Source organism: Streptomyces sp. NPDC013157 (assembly GCF_042899865.1).
Taxonomy (GTDB): domain Bacteria; phylum Actinomycetota; class Actinomycetes; order Streptomycetales; family Streptomycetaceae; genus Streptomyces.
Window position 1 is genome coordinate 39,113 of sequence record NZ_JBIBAK010000021.1, and the last position, 15,684, is coordinate 54,796.

Below are 15,684 nucleotides of genomic sequence, written 5' to 3' on the forward strand. Positions count from 1 at the left end.
CGCTCCCACCCGGAAACATGCGCGTTTCGGACATAGGGCACCGGGGCAAGGGGGGATGCCCGGAATAGCAGGCCGATCTCCGGCCGATCTCCGGCCGATCTCCGGCCATCTCTGCCTCGATGGCCCTTGTACGCCGCGATCCCCGTGGATCCCTCTCGATGCCTCTCGGCGATCACAGATGCAGAAGCATCCGACTGTTGCCCAAGGTGTTCGGTTTCACTCGTTCGAGTCCGAGGAACTCCGCGACACCCTCGTCATAGGAACGCAGCAGCTCCGCGTAGACATCGGTGTCCACGGGTGTCTCACCGATCTCCACGAAGCCGTGCTTCCCGAAGAACTCGACTTCGAAGGTCAGACAGAAAACGCGCCGAACACCAAGCCAACGTGCGGTCTCCAGCAACTTCTCCAGCAACTGATGACCGACACCGGCGCCCTTGAGGCCCCGGTTCACCGCGAGAGTGCGCACTTCCGCGAGGTCTTCCCACATCACGTGGAGTGCGCCGCAGCCGACCACCTCGGCGTTGTCGTCGCGTTCCGCGACCCAGAACTCCTGGATGTCCTCGTAAAGCGTCACCGTGGCTTTGTCGAGCAGGATGCGGTCGCGAACGTACACGTCGAGCAGGCGGCGCACGGCCGGGACATCGCTGGTCCGGGCCCGCCGGACGGTGATGGCTTTTGCGGTGACTTCGGGGCGCGTCGCTGACATGAGCGGACGCTATCGCCCGCCGGCGTCCGCCACCGAGCCGGGGTTCTCCTCTTGCGGAGCCGCCCGGTCTTCCCTCTCGCTATCCGGACCCTGCACGATGCGTACCGCGTCCCGCAGGGCCCGCCGCTGTTCGTCGCTCATCATCCCGAAGAAGGCGACGAGTGCGGCGGCCGGGTTGTCACTCTGCGACCAGGCGTCGTTCATCAGGGCGGCGGCGTAGGCGGCCCGGGTGGAGACGGCCTCATATCGATAGGCGCGCCCTTCGGCCTCCCGCCGGACCCAGCCCTTCTGATGGAGATTGTCCAGGACGGTCATCACCGTGGTGTATGCGATGGACCGTTCCCGCTGAAGGTCTTCCAGGACTTCTCGAACGGTCACCGGGCGGTTCCACTTCCACACCCGCGTCATGACCGCGTCTTCGAGTTCTCCCAATGGGCGAGGCACAGCTCAGAACAATAGTGGGAGATCTCACCAATGGCATGCCGGACGTGCACTTTCATCAACAAAGGCGAACAAAAAGGGCGTACGGCCCGGAAAGTGGGGCACGCCGCGGCGGGCGCGGCCCGGCCCTCAGACTCCGTCGGTCTTGGTGACGGCGGCCTGGCGGGCGTTCTCCGCGAAGGCCGCGTCGACGGCGGCGTCCTCCTTGGCCTTGGCGGCCCCGCCCTGGGTCTTCACGATCACCCGGACCAGACCGATGAAGAAGACGGCCATGACGACCGGAGGTACAAGCGCGGAGACGTAGTCCATGGGTCCAGGGTAGCCACGGAGTACCGTGCGAAAGGGGCGGGGTGGGCGAACCACTCCGCAACCCCCCGCCAGCTGCCGTTTTCTCAGCCCGCGGCGAGTTGCCGCGGGGGCCCGGCGGGCGGCGTGGCGGGCCGGCGCCGCGGAAAGACCTCGCCCGGCGTGGGAATGGGCCGCTTCGGCACGGCGGGCTCGGGCGGCGCGGGCCGCTCCGCGGGCTTCTCCTTGGGCTTCTTCTCCGGCTCCTTGGCCACTCCGCCCGGCAGGGCCGTCAGCCGGGCCCTGGAGACCGGAACGGCCGGTGCCGGTACCTTCCGGGCACCCTGGGCGAGCCGGGCCCGCACATCGCGCTCGGCGAGGTCCTGGCAGCGGCCGAGCAGAGCGGCGGCACCAGCGTTCCCCCGCAGCGCCCGCAGCGCGGCGAGGTCGTCCGGGGTGGGCCGGTGCCCGGCCCCCAGCGCCTCCTCCAGGAGGGCGAGATAACCGACGACGGTCCCCGGCAGGGCGGCGCGGTACCGGGCCAGATCGGCCACCAGGAAGGCCCGCAGCCGGGCCCCCTCGCCGATCGCCTCGTCGAGCGACTCGGCGAGCCGATGACAGTCCTTGACGTCCTCGGCGGAGACGGGACCGGGGTGAAGGGCGAGGGCGAGAGCACGGCGGAGCACACGCAGCTCCTCCGCACCGAACGCCATGCCGCCGCGGGATCCGTATGGCGTGGGCATGGACCGAAGATACGCGTAAATCAGACAAACTCGACATAGCGACCGGGTGTGGCGCGACAGGGCCACCCACCTGGACGGTGCTCATCCACATCTCAGCCCGCCCGGCGCTCATCTCAGCTCCGGCGCTTGTCTCAGCCCGTCCGGCGTTTGAGGACGACCACCAGCCCGCACCCCCACCAGCCCGTCCGGCGTTTGAGGACGAGGCCGTTCAGGCCGAAGCGGGGGTCCGGGGGGGGCGGCAGCCCCCGAAACCGGGCGGCCGCAACCGGGGGGCGAAGGGGACCCACCCCCTGAAGGGACGGGACGGGCAGGGGCGGCGGGGGCGAAAGACCCCACGCCGCCCCCACCGACCGCTCACATCCGCGACACGTTCCGCTCGTACACCAGCCGCAACCCCACCAGCGTCAGCCACGGCTCATGCTCGTCGATCACCGACGACTCCCCCAGCACCATCGGCGCCAGCCCACCCGTCGCGATCACCGTCACATCGTCCGGATCATCCGCCAGCTCCCGCGCCATCCGCCCGACCACCCCGTCGACCTGCCCGGCGAACCCGTACACGATGCCCGCCTGCATGGCCTCCACCGTGTTCTTCCCGATCACGCTCCGCGGCCGGGCCACCTCGATCTTCCGCAGCTGCGCCCCCTTGACGCCCAGCGCCTCCACGGAGATCTCGATACCGGGCGCGATCACACCCCCGACGTACTCGCCGCGCGCGGACACCGCGTCGAAGGTCGTCGCCGTCCCGAAGTCGACGACGATCGCCGGCCCACCGAACAGCTCGACGGCGGCGACCGCGTTGATGATCCGGTCCGCGCCGACCTCCTTGGGGTTGTCGGTGAGGATCGGCACCCCGGTCTTCACCCCGGGCTCCACCAGCACCGCCGGCACATCGCCGTAGTACCGCCGCGTGACCTCGCGCAGCTCGTGCAGCACGCTCGGCACGGTCGCGCAGATCGAGATCCCGTCGATGCCGTCGCCCAGCTCGTCGCCGAGCAGCGGGTGCATGCCCATCAGGCCCTGGAGGAGCACCGCCAGCTCGTCCGCGGTACGGCGCGCGTCCGTGGAGATGCGCCAGTGCTCGACGATGTCCTCGCCGTCGAAGAGCCCGAGGACGGTGTGTGTGTTGCCGACGTCGATCGTGAGGAGCATGGGGTCACTCCGCCTCGCGCAGGTCCAGGCCGATGTCCAGGATCGGCGAGGAGTGGGTGAGGGCGCCGACGGCCAGGAAGTCCACGCCCGTCTCGGCGTACGCGCGCGCGTTGTCCAGCGTGAGCCGCCCGGACGCCTCCAGGAGCGCGCGCCCGTCGACGATCGCGACGGCCTCCTCGCACTCCATCGGCGTGAAGTTGTCCAGCAGGATCAGGTCGGCGCCCGCGTCGACGACCTCGCGCAGCTGGTGCAGGGTGTCGACCTCGACCTCGATCGCCAGCTCCGGGAACGCCTCCCCCACCGCCTTGAAGGCCGGGCCGACGCCGCCGGCGGCGACCACGTGGTTGTCCTTGACCAGGGCCGCGTCGGAGAGCGACATGCGGTGGTTGACGCCGCCGCCGCTGCGCACCGCGAACTTCTCCAGCGACCGGAGCCCCGGTGTGGTCTTCCGGGTGTCACGCACGCGTGCCTGCGTGCCGTCCAGGGCGTCCGCCCACGCGCGCGTGACGGTCGCGATGCCGGACAGCCGGCACAGGATGTTCAGCGCGCTGCGCTCGGCGGTGAGCAGGTCGCGGGTGCGGGTGGTGATCGACAGCAGCGGCTGGCCGGCCTCGACCCGGTCGCCGTCCTCGACATGCCGCTCGACCTCGAACTCGTCGGTGCAGACCACGGAGACGACGGCCTCGGCCACCCTGAGGCCCGCCACGACACCGGCCTCGCGCGCGACGAAGTCGCCGGTCGCCACCGCCTCCTCGGGGATCGTCGCGACGGTCGTCACGTCCAGGCCGCCCGCCAGATCCTCCTGGATGGCGACGTTCGCGATGTCCTCGACCTCGATGGGGTCGAGCCCGGCGGCGGCCAGCAGTTCGGCGAGCGCGGGGTCGAGCCCGCACTCCAGGTACTCCTCGTCGCCCTCGGCGCCACAGGCACAGCCGTCGCCGCAGCCGCCGCCGTCGGCAAGGGGAAGGTCGTTGGTGCTCACGTCTGTCACTGCTCCTGGTGTGGCTGGTGCGGCCGGGTAGGGGGGAAGTCTGCGGTGTCGGTGGTGCCGACGGCCAGCGTCCGGTCCGGATTCAGCCGTACGACGATGTGGCGCCCCCATCGGGCGTCGTCGCGGTCGGCGTGGTCCTCGCGCCAGTGGCAGCCGCGGGTCTCCTCGCGGCGGCGGGCCGCCTCGACGAGCACGCGCGCGACGCACAGGAGGTTGGTGGCCTCCCAGGTGTCGACGCCGGGCTCGGCGGTCTTGCCGTTCTCGTCCAGGGCGTCACGGGCGTCCGTGTGCAGCCGCTGGAGCTGTGCGGCGGCCCTGGCCAGGGACTCCTCGGAGCGCAGCACGCCGGCGCCCTCGGTCATGATCCGCTGGATCGCGAAGCGGGCCTCGGGAGCGAGCAGCGGGTGCGCGGGCTTCTCGGGGTGCGGGACCGGTGCGGGCACGCGCGCGTGCAGGCCGTTGTCCGCGCGGGCCGCCGTGATGTCGGCGGCGATGCGCTCGGCGTAGACGAGGCCTTCGAGGAGGGAGTTGGAGGCGAGCCGGTTCGCGCCGTGCACGCCGGTGCACGCGACCTCGCCGCACGCGTAGAGCCCGGGAACGGTCGTGCGCCCCTGCGCGTCGGTTCGCACGCCCCCGGAGGCGTAGTGAGCGGCGGGCGCTATCGGAATGGGCTCGGTGACCGGGTCGATGCCGTTGGCCCGGCAGGCGGCCAGGATGGTCGGGAAGCGGTGCTCCCACATGTCGGCGCCGAAGTGCCGGGCGTCGAGGTACATGTGCTCGGCGCCCTTCGCCAGCATCCGGCGCAGGATGCCCTTGGCGACGATGTCCCGGGGTGCCAGTTCGGCGAGCTCGTGCTGCCCCACCATGAAGCGCACGCCGTCGGCGTCGACCAGGTGGGCGCCCTCGCCGCGCACCGCCTCGGAGACCAGCGGCTGCTGGCCCTCCGCTTCGGGGCCGAGGAAGAGCACGGTCGGGTGGAACTGCACGAATTCGAGGTCGCTGACCTCCGCGCCGGCCCGCAACGCCAGCGCCACGCCGTCGCCGGTCGACACCGACGGGTTGGTGGTCGCGGAGAACACCTGGCCCATGCCGCCGGTGGCGAGGACCACCGCGGGGGCGTGCACGGCGCCCACGCCGTCGTGCTGGCCCTCGCCCATGACGTGCAGGGTGACGCCGGCCGTACGGCCCTCGGCGTCGGTCAGCAGGTCGAGGACCAGGGCGTTCTCGAAGGTGCGCAGCCCACGCGCGCGTACCGCCTCCACCAGGGCCCGGGAGACCTCGGCGCCGGTGGCGTCGCCGCCCGCGTGCGCGATCCGGCGGCGGTGGTGGCCGCCCTCGCGGGTGAGGTCCAGGCCGCCCTCGGAGGACTCGTCGAAGATGGCGCCGGTGTCGATGAGCCGCCGTACCGCGTCCGGGCCCTCGGTGACGAGGAGCCGTACGGCGTCCTCGTCGCAGAGGCCGGCGCCGGCCACCAGGGTGTCCGCGAGGTGCTGTTCGGGGGTGTCGCCCTCGCCGAGGGCCGCTGCGATGCCGCCCTGCGCCCAGCGGGTGGAGCCGTCGTCCAGGCGGGCCTTGGTGACGACGACCGTGGTGAGGCCGGCGGCCTGGCAGCGCAGGGCCGCGGTCAGGCCGGCCACCCCGGACCCGACGACCACCACGTCCGCCGAGATGCTCCACCCGGGGGCGGGCGCGTGCAGTCGTATGCCGGTGCTGGTGCCTGTGCTGCTGGTGCCTGTGCTGGTCACGAGGCGGCTCCGAGGGTTCCGAAGGTGAGCGGAAGGTTGTCGATCAGCCGGGTCGTCCCGACCCGGGCGGCGACGGCGAGGACGGCCTCTCCGGTGAAGTCGTCGTCGATCTCGGTGAAGTCGGACGGATCGACCAGGGCGAGGTAGTCCAGTTCGAGCGGCGGGTCGTAGTGCACGGCCTCGTCCAGGACCTGGCGGGCGGCCGCGCGGACCGCCGCGGCGGCGTTCGGCACGGCCTTGGCGACGGCGTGCGCGTCGGCGGCCGCGCGGGACTCGCCTATGGCGCTGAGCGCCTCGGCACGCGCCCGCGTGGACGGCACCTCCAGCGCCCGCGCGCGCAGCGCCTCCTGTGCCGCGTGCCGGTCACGGCCGGCGAAGAGCGCGCGGGACAGCGTGAGCGCCGTGCGCCGGTCGTCGGCCGACAGGTAGCGGTTGCGGCTGGACAGCGCGAGCCCGTCGGCCTCGCGCACGGTCGGTACGCCGACGATCTCGATGCCGAAGTTCAGGTCGCGCACCATGCGCCGGATCACGGCCAGCTGCTGGGCGTCCTTCTGCCCGAACAGGGCCGCGTCGGGCCGGGTGAGGTGGAGCAGCTTGGCGACGACGGTGAGGACGCCGTCGAAGTGCCCGGGGCGGGAGGCGCCCTCCAGGCGCGTGCCCATGGGACCGGCGGTGACCCGCACCTGGGGCTGCCCGCCCGGGTAGACCTCGTCGACGGAGGGGGCGAACACCACGTCCGCTCCGGCCTGTTCGGCGATCTTCAGGTCGGCGTCCAGGGTGCGCGGGTAGCGGTCGAGGTCCTCGCCGGCACCGAACTGGAGCGGGTTGACGAAGACCGTGACGACGACCTCGCCGTCCGGGCCGGCGATCTCGCGCGCGGCCCGGATCAGGGTGGCGTGGCCCTCGTGCAGGGCGCCCATGGTCATCACGACGGCGCGGCGGCCGTGCCGCACGCGCGCGTGCAGTTCGTCGGCGGTGCGCAGCAGCGCGGTGCTCATCGGGGGTTCCCCTCGGTGCCGTCGGTACCGGTCGTGCCGTTGCCGCCGTCGGCGCCGTCGGCACTGTGGGCGAGGACGCCGAGCAGGTCCTCGGCGAGCTCGGGCTTCAGCAGGCCGTGCGCGAGCGCGCGGTCGGCCGTCGCGCGGGCCATCGCCAGGTAGCCGTCGACGGCCTGCGGGGCGTGCCTGCGCAACTCCGCGACGTGGGCGGCGACGGTGCCCGCGTCCCCGCGCGCGACCGGCCCGGTCAGCGCCGCGTCACCGGATCGCAGGGCGTTGTCCAGGGCCGCGCCGAGCAGCGGGCCGAGCATCCGGTCGGGGGCCTCCACGCCTGCGGTGCGCAGCAGCTCCATGGCCTGGGCGACCAGGGTGACCAGGTGGTTGGCGCCGAGGGCGAGGGCCGCGTGGTAGAGCGGGCGGTTCTCCTCGAAGATCCACTCCGGTTCGCCGCCCATCTCGATGACCAGGGCCTCGGCGGCCAGCCGCAGCTCCTCGGGCGCGGTCACCCCGAACGAGCAGCCCGCCAGCCGCTGCACGTCCACCGGCGTCCCGGTGAAGGTCATCGCCGGGTGCAGGGCCAGCGGCAGCGCGCCCGCGCGCAGGGCCGGGTCCAGGACCTTCGCGCCGTACCGCCCGGAGGTGTGCACGAGCAGCTGGCCGGGGCGTACGGCACCGGTCTCGGCGAGGCCGGACACCAGGCCGGGCAGGGCGTCGTCAGGGACGGTCAGCAGGACCAGTTCGGCGCGCTGGAGGACCTCGGCGGGGGGTACCAGCGGGACGTCGGGCAACATCGCCTCGGCACGCCGGCGGGAGGCGTCGGAGACCCCGGAGACGGCCACCGGGCGGTGCCCGGCGAGCTGCAGGGACGCGGCCAGCGCGGGGCCCACCCGGCCGGCGCCGACCACGCCGACGGTGAGCCGCGCGGGGCGGTCACTGGGGTCTGGCTGTTGGACTGTACTCACGCGAGGGTGGCCTTCCCGTTCCAGTCCGCTCTGGGTACCGGACGATTTCTCGTCATGTTAACGCTATCCGGTCCTGGGCCGATCGGTCGTCCACAGGCTGTGGGTGACGGGTCACACCGGCGGTACGGAAAAATGACAGGCCCCCGGTCGACGTGCCACGGCATCATCCACGGCATGAGTGATACGGCCACGGCCCAGGACGAGCAGCCGAAGGAACCCCTGTCGGCGGAGGACCGGATGCGGGAGCGGCGCTCCGCCGCCTACCGGGGGGCCACGCGCATCCTCGCGCGCATGGGCATGCGGGCTTCGCTCCGCGAACGGCTCGCGCGGCTCCAGGAGGCGGCCCCCGCGGTGTACGACCTGGACGAACCGTCGGACGTCTACGGCAACGGCGTCGTCGAGGCCCTGGAGCGGCGCGTGGCGACCGTGCTGGGCACGGAGGCCGCCGCGTTCTTCCCGACCGGCACGATGGCCCAGCAGGTCGCCCTGCGCTGCTGGGCGGCCCGCACCGGCAGTCCCACGGTCGCCGTGCACGCCCTCGCCCACCCCGAAGTGCACGAGCGCAACGCCTTCCGCGAGGTGGCCGGCCTGCGCACCGTGCGCGTCACCGGCGAGCCCCGGCTCCCCACCGCCCAGGAGATACGCGACTTCCCGGAGCCCTTCGGGGCGCTGATGCTGGAGCTGCCCCTCAGGGACGCCGGATTCGTCCTGCCTTCCTGGGAGGAGCTCACGGAGGTGGTGGAGGCGGCGCGCGAGCGCGACGCGGTGGTGCACTTCGATGGCGCGCGCCTGTGGGAGTCCACCGTCCACTTCGGGCGCCCCCTGCCCGAGATCGCGGACCTGGCGGACAGCGTCTACGTGTCGTTCTACAAGTCCCTCGAAGGTTTCGGCGGCGCCGCGCTGGCCGGCCCGAAGCCCCTGGTCGAGGAGGCGAAGACCTGGCGCCACCGCTACGGCGGGATGGTCTTCCAGCAGTTCCCGACCGCCCTGTCGGCCCTGGCCGGCCTGGACCGCGAGCTGCCCCGGCTCCCGGACTACGTCCGCCACGCGCGCGTGGTCGCCGCGGCCCTGCGGGACGGCTTCACCGAGGCGGGCGTCCCCTGGTCCCGCATCCACCCCGAGGAGCCGCACACCCACCAGTTCCAGGTCTGGCTGCCCTACGCCCCCGACGCGCTGGTGGAGGCGGCGGTACGCCAGGCCGAGGAGACCGGCACCTACCTCTTCTCCGGCTTCTGGGACCCGAAGGGCCCGGGCCTGTCGACGACCGAGGTCACGGTGACGGCCGAGGGCCTGAAGTGGACACCGGAGGACGTGAAGGCGGCGGTCGCGGACTTTGTGGGGCGGCTGCCTGGAACGCCGTGAGCTGAAGCGCCCCTTCGGGGGCGCTGCCCGGCCGGCGTCAGCCGTGTCCGCCGCCCGCCCGCACCAGCCCGGTCTCGTAGGCCAGCACGACCACCTGCACGCGGTCACGGAGCCCGAGCTTGGTCAGGATGCGGCCCACATGGGTCTTCACGGTCGCCTCGGACAGCACCAGCCGGCTCGCGATCTCGCCGTTCGACAGGCCCTGCGCGACCAGCACCATCACCTCGCGCTCGCGCTCGGTGAGCCGCTCCAGTTCCTGGTGCCGGGGCTCCTTGCCGACGGAGGGCAGCATCGGCGCGAAACGGTCGAGGAGGCGCCGGGTGGTGGAGGGCGCGACGACGGCGTCGCCACTGTGCACGGAACGGATGGCGGCCAGCAGCTCGCCCGGGGGCACGTCCTTGAGCATGAAGCCGGAGGCGCCCGCCTTCAGCCCCGAGAAGGCGTACTCGTCGAGGTCGAAGGTGGTCAGGATGAGCACCTTCGGCGCGTCGGGCTGCTCGCAGATGCGGCGGGTGGCCTCCACGCCGTCCAGCTTGGGCATGCGCACATCCATCAGGACGACGTCCACTGCGGTGGACTTCAGCACCTGGAGGGCCTCGACGCCGTCGCCCGCCTCCGCGACGACCTCCATGTCCGGCTGGGCCGCGAGCACCATCCGGAACCCGGTGCGCAGCAGCACCTGGTCGTCGACGAGCATCACGCGGATCGTCATCGGGTCCTCTTCCGTTTCTTGTTCGGCCGCTCGGCCTGGGGGCGTGACAGGTGTCAACCGGGGGCGTGCGTATGCGTCAATGCGCTGGTTTGAGCGGCAGCAGGGCGCTGATGCGGAATCCTCCGCCCGGGCGGGGGCCCGCGTCGAGGGTGCCGCCCACCATGCCGACGCGTTCGCGCATGCCGATCAGGCCGTGCCCCTGGCCGTCGACGCCGCCCTCCTCGTACATCTCGTGCGGAGCGCCCTTGCCGTCGTCCTCGACCAGCAGGCCGAGTCCGTCGTCGAAGTAGACCAGCCGCACGCTGGCGCCCGCGTTGGGGCCGCCGTGCTTGCGGGTGTTGGTGAGCGCCTCCTGCACGATCCGGTACGCCGTGAGCTCGACGCCGCTGGGCAGCGGGCGCGGGGTGCCCTCGACCTTGAAGTCGACGGGCAGGCCGGAGGTGCGGCACTGCTCGATGAGGTCGTCGATCTGCTCGACGTCGGGCTGCGGGACGTACTCGCCGACCTCCTTGTGCTCGCCGGTGCGCAGCACGCCCAGCAGGCGGCGCATCTCGGCGAGGGCCTGGCGGCCGGTGGAGGAGATCGTCTCCAGGGCCTTCTTCGCCTGGTCGGGGGCGGCGTCGAGGACGTAGGCGGCGCCGTCGGCCTGGACCACCATGACCGACACGTTGTGCGCGACCACGTCGTGCAGCTCGCGCGCGATCCGGGCGCGCTCGGCGGCGACTGCGACCTTGGCCTGCGCCTCGCGCTCCTTCTCCAGCCGGGCCGCGCGCTCCTCCAGCTGCGCGAAGTAGGCACGGCGGGTGCGCATGGAGTCGCCGAGCACCCAGGCGAGCACGAACGGCACCGTCTGGAACAGCACGATCGCGACGTGCCCCGGCAAGCTCGCCTCCCGCTGCGGCCACCGGATCTCCGCCAGGGGCGCGGCGCACAGCCCGGCGTAGAGGCCGAACCGGGACGCCCAGCGCGCGCCGACGGCGGCGTTCGTGCAGACGATCACCAGCATGGCGAAGTTGGCGACCGTCGTCTCCACGTCCAGCACCAGCTGGGCCAGGCCGGTGGCCGCGGCCAGCACCAGCATCGGCTCCGGGAAACGGCGGCGCAGCGCGAAGACGACGCACATCACGACGGACACGGCCAGCATGGCGGCCCTGGATCCATGGTGCTGCTGAGCCTCCCCGAGCTTCCAGGTGCTCGCGCCGGAGAGCCCGAGCAGGACGACGGCCCAGAAGCTGTCGACCCATGTCGGGTGCCTGCGGAGGAAGTCATAGAGGCGCTGCACGTAACCCAGAGTAGGGAAGCGTGATAGGTGCAGGGGTCAACCGGAGGGCCGATCCCTGTTCCGCACGTGTACTCCGCAAGGTGGAGAAGGTGATCACCTGTACGCCTAGTCTGGCCCGGTGACGGATGAGGCGACGCGAGAGACGGCCGACGACGCCCGGGGCTGGCGTGCGGCCACCGAGGCGGCCCTGTACGGCCCCGGCGGCTTCTACCGCCGCCCGGAGGGCCCGGCCGGGCACTTCCGTACGTCGGTGCACGCCTCGCCGCTGTTCGCCGAGGCCGTGGCCGAACTGCTGTGCCGGGTCGACGAGGCCCTGGGCCGCCCCGAGGCGCTGGACTTCGTGGACATGGGCGCCGGCCGGGGCGAACTGGTCACCGGCGTGCTCGCGGCCCTGCCCGCGGAGGTGGCGGCACGCACGCGTGCGTACGCCGTCGAACTCGCCGACCGCCCGTCGGGCCTGCCCGACCGGATCACCTGGCTGACCGAGCTCCCGCGCACGGTCCGGGGCCTGCTCTTCGCCAACGAATGGCTGGACAACGTGCCGGTCGAGGTGGCCGAGGTGGACCCGGCCGGGGTGCCCCGCCTGGTGCACGTCCGGCGGGACGGCACCGAACTGCTCGGCGAGCGGGTGTCGGGCGCGGACGCTCAGTGGCTCGCGCGGTGGTGGCCGCTGGGCGCCGAGCCGGGACTGCGCGCGGAGATCGGGCTGCCCCGGGACCGGGCGTGGGCGTCCGCCGTCACCAGCCTCCAGCGGGGGCTCGCGGTGGCCGTGGACTACGCGCACACCGTGGCCACGCGCCCCCCGTTCGGGACCCTCACCGGCTTCCGCGAGGGCCGTGCGACGGCACCCGTGCCGGACGGGGGGTGTGACATCACGGCGCATGTGGCGCTGGACGCGTGCACGGCGCTCGACCCGGCGCTCAGGCTGCCCGAGGCGCTCCTGTGCACGCAGCGCGACGCCCTGCGCGCCCTCGGCCTGGTCGGCGCACGCCCGCCGCTCACGCTCGCCTCCACGAACCCCGCCGGTTACGTGCGCGCCCTCGCGACCGCGGGCGAGGCCGCCGAGCTCACCGCTCCCGGCGGCCTCGGCGACTTCCTCTGGCTGCTCCAGCCGGTGGGCATCGAGGACGCGCTGCTCTGAGCGCTCCGCTGGAAGGGCCGCGACCTGCCGCGATCTGCCGTACGCCGACCGCGGCACCATCGTGGCTGGTCGCGCCCACGCGGCGGCAGCCGCATGTCCGACAAGGCCCCGCGCCCCTTACGGGGCGCTGTTTGCCCCTACTTGTCGATGTCCCCCACCACGAAGAACAGCGACCCCAGGATCGCGACCATGTCCGCCACCAGCGTGCCCGGCAGCAGTTCGGTCAGGGCCTGGATGTTGTTGTACGACGCCGAGCGCAACTTCAGCCGGTACGGGGTCTTCTCGCCCTTGCTGACGAGGTAGTAGCCGTTGATGCCGAGGGGGTTCTCGGTCCAGGCGTACGTGTGGCCCTCGGGCGCCTTGAGGACCTTGGGGAGCCGCTGGTTGATCGGTCCCGGCGGCAGGTCTGCGAGCCGGTCCAGGCAGGCGTCGGCCAGGTCCAGGGCGTTGTGCGTCTGCTCCAGGAGGCACTCGAAGCGGGCCAGGCAGTCGCCCTCGGTGCGGGTCACCACCGTGAGGGTGTCCTGGAGCTCGCCGTAGGCCAGGTAGGGCTCGTCGCGGCGCAGGTCGAAGTCGACGCCCGAGGCGCGCGCGATGGGCCCGCTCACGCCGTAGGCGTGCACGGCCTCCGCCGCGAGGACGCCCACGCCCCGGGTACGGCCGCGGAAGATCTCGTTGCCGAGGACCAGGTCGTCGAAGACGTCCGTGCGGGAGCGCACGGCGGCCACGGCCGCACGCGCGCGTGCGGTCCAGCCGGCCGGCAGGTCCTCCTTGAGGCCGCCGACGCGGTTGAACATGTAGTGCATGCGCCCGCCGGAGACCTCCTCCATGACGTTCTGGAGCTCCTCGCGCTCGCGGAACGCGTAGAAGACCGGGGTGATGCCGCCCAGCTCCAGCGGATAGGAGCCGAGGAACATCAGGTGGTTGAGGACCCGGTTCAGCTCGGCGAGCAGGGTGCGGGTCCACACCGCGCGGACGGGCACCTCCATGCCGAGCATGCGCTCGACGGCGAGGACCACGCCCAGCTCGTTGGAGAAGGCCGACAGCCAGTCGTGGCGGTTGGCGAGCATGATGATCTGCCGGTAGTCGCGGGCCTCGAAGAGCTTCTCCGCGCCCCGGTGCATGTAGCCGATCACCGGCTCCGCCGAGACGATCCGCTCGCCGTCCAGCACCAGCCGCAGCCGCAGCACGCCGTGCGTGGAGGGGTGCTGGGGGCCGATGTTGAGCACCATGTCGGTGCTCTCCGCGGCGCCGCCGATCCCGACCGTGGTCTCCGTCGTAGGCGTCATGGATCCAGTCTCCCCTACGTACGCTGGCCCCATGGAGACGGGGAGCGCCGCCGGCGCCGAGACCACGGGGACCGAGCCGGTGTGGACGGGGCTGCCGCCCGGCCTGCTGCGGATGCGCCGGCTGCTGCTGGTGGTGTGGCTGGGGCTGCTCGCCCTGGCCCTGGGACTGCTGCCGGGCCTGCTCGCGGGCCCGGTGTGGGCGGCCTTCGCGCTGCTGCCGCTGGCCGCGCTGGCCTGGGGCTGGGCGCTGCTGGGCCGCAACTGGCGCTCCTGGCGGTACGCCGAGCGCGCCGACGACCTGCTGATCACCCGCGGGGTGCTGTGGCGCGAGGAGACCGTGGTGCCGTACGGGCGGATGCAGCTGGTGGAGGTGACCTCGGGGCCCGTGGAGCGGCACTTCGGGCTCGCCACCGTGCAGCTGCACACCGCGGCCGCGGCCACCGACGCGACGATCCCCGGGCTCGACCCGGCCGAGGCGGAACGGCTGCGCGACCGGCTCACCGAGCTCGGCGAGGCCCGATCGGCGGGGCTGTGACGGCGCCGGGCGTCGAGGGCGCCATAGGCGCGGGCAGGACCGTGGGTGAGCGGCGGCTGCACCCGGTGACGCCGTTCCGGCGGGCGTGGGCGCCGGTCGCGGTGCTCACGGGCTGGGCGGTGCACGACCCCAACCAGGCGCAGGAACAGCTGACGAAGCTGACCACGACCATGGTCCTGGGCGGGCTCGCCGCCCTGGTCACGGCGGGTGCCCTGTACGGCTTCCTCACCTGGTGGTTCACCTACTTCTCGGTGACCGACAGCGAACTGCGCATACGCACCGGCCTGTTGTTCCGGCGCACCGCGCACATCCGGCTGGAGCGGATCCAGGCCGTGGACGTCACCCAGCCGCTCCTCGCGCGCGTGGCGGGCGTTGCCAAGCTGCGGATAGACGTCGTCGGCACCGACAAGAAGGACGAACTCGCCTTCCTCGGCCAGGGCGAGGCGCGTGCGCTGCGCGCGGAACTGCTCGCGCGCGCCGCCGGGTTCGCACCGGACACGGCGCACGAGGTCGGCGAGGCTCCGGCGCACGAGCTGATGCGGGTGCCCCCGGCGAAGCTCGCGCTCTCGATCGTGCTGACGGGCGCCACCTGGGGCTCCCTGGCCGCCGCCCTGGTGGCCCCGCCGTTCCTCTGGCTGGCCACCCACAGCGTGTGGACGGTGCTCGCGACCGCCGTGCCGCTGCTCGGCGCGGCGGCCACGACCAGCGTGGGGCGGTTCGTCGGGGAGTACGACTGGACGGTCGGGGAGTCCCCGGACGGGCTGCGCATCGACCACGGTCTCCTCGACCGCACCCACGAGACCGTGCCGCCGGGACGGGTGCAGACCGTGCGGATCGTGGAGCCGCTGATGTGGCGGCCGCTGCGCTGGGTGCGGGTCGAGCTGGACGTGGCGGGTTCGGCGAACTCGGTGCTGGTCCCGGTCGCACCGCGCGCGGTCGCCGAGTCGGTCGTCGCGCGCGTGCTGCCCGGTGTGACCGTGCCCGGTGAGCTGCCGCGGCCGCCGGGGCGGGCCCGGTGGTGCGTGCCGATGTGGTGGCGCGGGTACGGGCTCGCGGTCACGGACGCGGTGTTCGCGGCGCGCCACGGGCTGCTGCGCCGGAAGCTGTCGCTCGTCCCGCACGCCAAGGTCCAGAGCGTACGGCTGACCCAGGGGCCCTGGGAGCGGCTGTGGCGGCTCGCGGACGTTCATGTGGACACGGGGGCCGACAAGACCGTCACGGCCCGGCTGCGGGCGGCGGATGAGGCCGAGGTGCTGCTACGGGAACAGGCCGAGCGCTCCCGCACGGGACGCCGGGCGGCGCGCCCTGACCGCTGGATGACCTGACGGCCGGCTCGGCCG

The 15,684-nt window shown here is 72.9% G+C and carries 16 protein-coding genes; 4 read left to right on the top strand and 12 right to left on the bottom strand.

Going from position 1 to position 15,684, the window contains the following annotated elements; genetic code table 11:
• Positions 1-172 precede the first annotated feature (172 nt).
• From ACFY6U_RS43810 to ACFY6U_RS43850, 9 genes are all read right to left on the bottom strand, one after another.
• Positions 173-706 carry an amino-acid N-acetyltransferase gene (locus ACFY6U_RS43810; RefSeq protein WP_294009416.1) on the bottom strand — a complete coding sequence of 178 codons (534 nt, stop codon included), beginning with the start codon at positions 704-706 and terminating at the stop codon, positions 173-175.
• A 9-nt stretch (positions 707-715) separates the two neighbouring features.
• Positions 716-1,138, bottom strand: a complete 423-nt coding sequence (locus tag ACFY6U_RS43815) for a BlaI/MecI/CopY family transcriptional regulator (RefSeq protein WP_390047807.1) — start codon at positions 1,136-1,138, stop codon at positions 716-718.
• Between the two features lie 138 nt (positions 1,139-1,276).
• Positions 1,277-1,456, bottom strand: coding sequence for a hypothetical protein (locus tag ACFY6U_RS43820; protein WP_390047548.1), 180 nt, complete (start codon positions 1,454-1,456; stop codon positions 1,277-1,279).
• Positions 1,457-1,539: 83 nt separating this feature from the next.
• Complete coding sequence (locus tag ACFY6U_RS43825; protein WP_390047809.1) at positions 1,540-2,145, bottom strand: hypothetical protein; 606 nt, start codon at positions 2,143-2,145, stop codon at positions 1,540-1,542.
• A 384-nt stretch (positions 2,146-2,529) separates the two neighbouring features.
• Entirely contained in the window at positions 2,530-3,327 is a 798-nt protein-coding gene (locus tag ACFY6U_RS43830) for a type III pantothenate kinase (RefSeq protein ID WP_390047550.1), read from the bottom strand.
• A gap of 4 nt (positions 3,328-3,331) precedes the next feature.
• Positions 3,332-4,309 (bottom strand): carboxylating nicotinate-nucleotide diphosphorylase, encoded by a 978-nt coding sequence (gene nadC, locus ACFY6U_RS43835; RefSeq protein ID WP_390047552.1) that lies wholly within the window; start codon positions 4,307-4,309, stop codon positions 3,332-3,334.
• Between the two features lie 5 nt (positions 4,310-4,314).
• The gene (locus ACFY6U_RS43840) at positions 4,315-6,063 is read right to left on the bottom strand and encodes an L-aspartate oxidase (protein WP_390047554.1); all 1,749 of its coding nucleotides are present in this window, start codon (positions 6,061-6,063) and stop codon (positions 4,315-4,317) included.
• A complete protein-coding gene (panC, locus tag ACFY6U_RS43845) occupies positions 6,060-7,061 on the bottom strand; it encodes a pantoate--beta-alanine ligase (protein ID WP_390047556.1) in 1,002 nt (333 codons plus the stop codon). Before panC ends, ACFY6U_RS43840 begins: the two co-directional genes overlap by 4 nt.
• Entirely contained in the window at positions 7,058-8,023 is a 966-nt protein-coding gene (locus ACFY6U_RS43850) for a Rossmann-like and DUF2520 domain-containing protein (RefSeq protein WP_390047558.1), read from the bottom strand. Before ACFY6U_RS43850 ends, panC begins: the two co-directional genes overlap by 4 nt.
• Before the next feature lie 174 nt (positions 8,024-8,197).
• On the opposite strand from ACFY6U_RS43850, the gene ACFY6U_RS43855 reads away from it, so the two are divergent.
• Positions 8,198-9,385 (top strand): threonine aldolase family protein, encoded by a 1,188-nt coding sequence (locus tag ACFY6U_RS43855; RefSeq protein ID WP_390047560.1) that lies wholly within the window; start codon positions 8,198-8,200, stop codon positions 9,383-9,385.
• Positions 9,386-9,422: 37 nt separating this feature from the next.
• Here ACFY6U_RS43855 and ACFY6U_RS43860 read toward each other — a convergent pair whose 3' ends face one another.
• The gene (locus ACFY6U_RS43860) at positions 9,423-10,097 is read right to left on the bottom strand and encodes a response regulator transcription factor (protein WP_351501695.1); all 675 of its coding nucleotides are present in this window, start codon (positions 10,095-10,097) and stop codon (positions 9,423-9,425) included.
• Between the two features lie 76 nt (positions 10,098-10,173).
• Positions 10,174-11,379 (bottom strand): sensor histidine kinase, encoded by a 1,206-nt coding sequence (locus ACFY6U_RS43865; protein WP_390047562.1) that lies wholly within the window; start codon positions 11,377-11,379, stop codon positions 10,174-10,176.
• A 118-nt stretch (positions 11,380-11,497) separates the two neighbouring features.
• On the opposite strand from ACFY6U_RS43865, the gene ACFY6U_RS43870 reads away from it, so the two are divergent.
• The gene (locus tag ACFY6U_RS43870) at positions 11,498-12,520 is read left to right on the top strand and encodes an SAM-dependent methyltransferase (RefSeq protein ID WP_390047564.1); all 1,023 of its coding nucleotides are present in this window, start codon (positions 11,498-11,500) and stop codon (positions 12,518-12,520) included.
• Positions 12,521-12,657: 137 nt separating this feature from the next.
• On the opposite strand, the gene ACFY6U_RS43875 is transcribed toward ACFY6U_RS43870, so the two are convergent.
• Positions 12,658-13,809: an NADH-quinone oxidoreductase subunit D gene (locus ACFY6U_RS43875; protein WP_390047566.1), complete on the bottom strand. Its 1,152-nt coding sequence runs from the start codon at positions 13,807-13,809 to the stop codon at positions 12,658-12,660.
• 31 nt (positions 13,810-13,840) lie between these two features.
• Here ACFY6U_RS43875 and ACFY6U_RS43880 point away from each other — a divergent pair, with 31 nt between their 5' ends.
• Together ACFY6U_RS43880 and ACFY6U_RS43885 are read left to right on the top strand one after the other, a co-directional pair.
• Entirely contained in the window at positions 13,841-14,344 is a 504-nt protein-coding gene (locus ACFY6U_RS43880) for a PH domain-containing protein (protein WP_351501687.1), read from the top strand.
• Positions 14,341-15,669, top strand: coding sequence for a PH domain-containing protein (locus tag ACFY6U_RS43885; RefSeq protein ID WP_390047568.1), 1,329 nt, complete (start codon positions 14,341-14,343; stop codon positions 15,667-15,669). Before ACFY6U_RS43880 ends, ACFY6U_RS43885 begins: the two co-directional genes overlap by 4 nt.
• Positions 15,670-15,684: the final 15 nt, after the last annotated feature.

What these genes read in the sequence shown, in the direction of transcription:
- ACFY6U_RS43830 (WP_390047550.1), bottom strand. Translation starts at nt 3,327, where the DNA reads ATGCTCCTCACGATCGACGTCGGCAACACACACACCGTCCTCGGGCTC.
- ACFY6U_RS43825 (WP_390047809.1), bottom strand. Translation starts at nt 2,145, where the DNA reads ATGGCGTTCGGTGCGGAGGAGCTGCGTGTGCTCCGCCGTGCTCTCGCC.
- ACFY6U_RS43810 (WP_294009416.1), bottom strand. Translation starts at nt 706, where the DNA reads ATGTCAGCGACGCGCCCCGAAGTCACCGCAAAAGCCATCACCGTCCGG.
- ACFY6U_RS43855 (WP_390047560.1), top strand. Translation starts at nt 8,198, where the DNA reads ATGAGTGATACGGCCACGGCCCAGGACGAGCAGCCGAAGGAACCCCTG.
- ACFY6U_RS43820 (WP_390047548.1), bottom strand. Translation starts at nt 1,456, where the DNA reads ATGGACTACGTCTCCGCGCTTGTACCTCCGGTCGTCATGGCCGTCTTC.
- ACFY6U_RS43880 (WP_351501687.1), top strand. Translation starts at nt 13,841, where the DNA reads ATGGAGACGGGGAGCGCCGCCGGCGCCGAGACCACGGGGACCGAGCCG.
- panC (WP_390047556.1), bottom strand. Translation starts at nt 7,061, where the DNA reads ATGAGCACCGCGCTGCTGCGCACCGCCGACGAACTGCACGCGCGCGTG.
- ACFY6U_RS43875 (WP_390047566.1), bottom strand. Translation starts at nt 13,809, where the DNA reads ATGACGCCTACGACGGAGACCACGGTCGGGATCGGCGGCGCCGCGGAG.
- ACFY6U_RS43860 (WP_351501695.1), bottom strand. Translation starts at nt 10,097, where the DNA reads ATGACGATCCGCGTGATGCTCGTCGACGACCAGGTGCTGCTGCGCACC.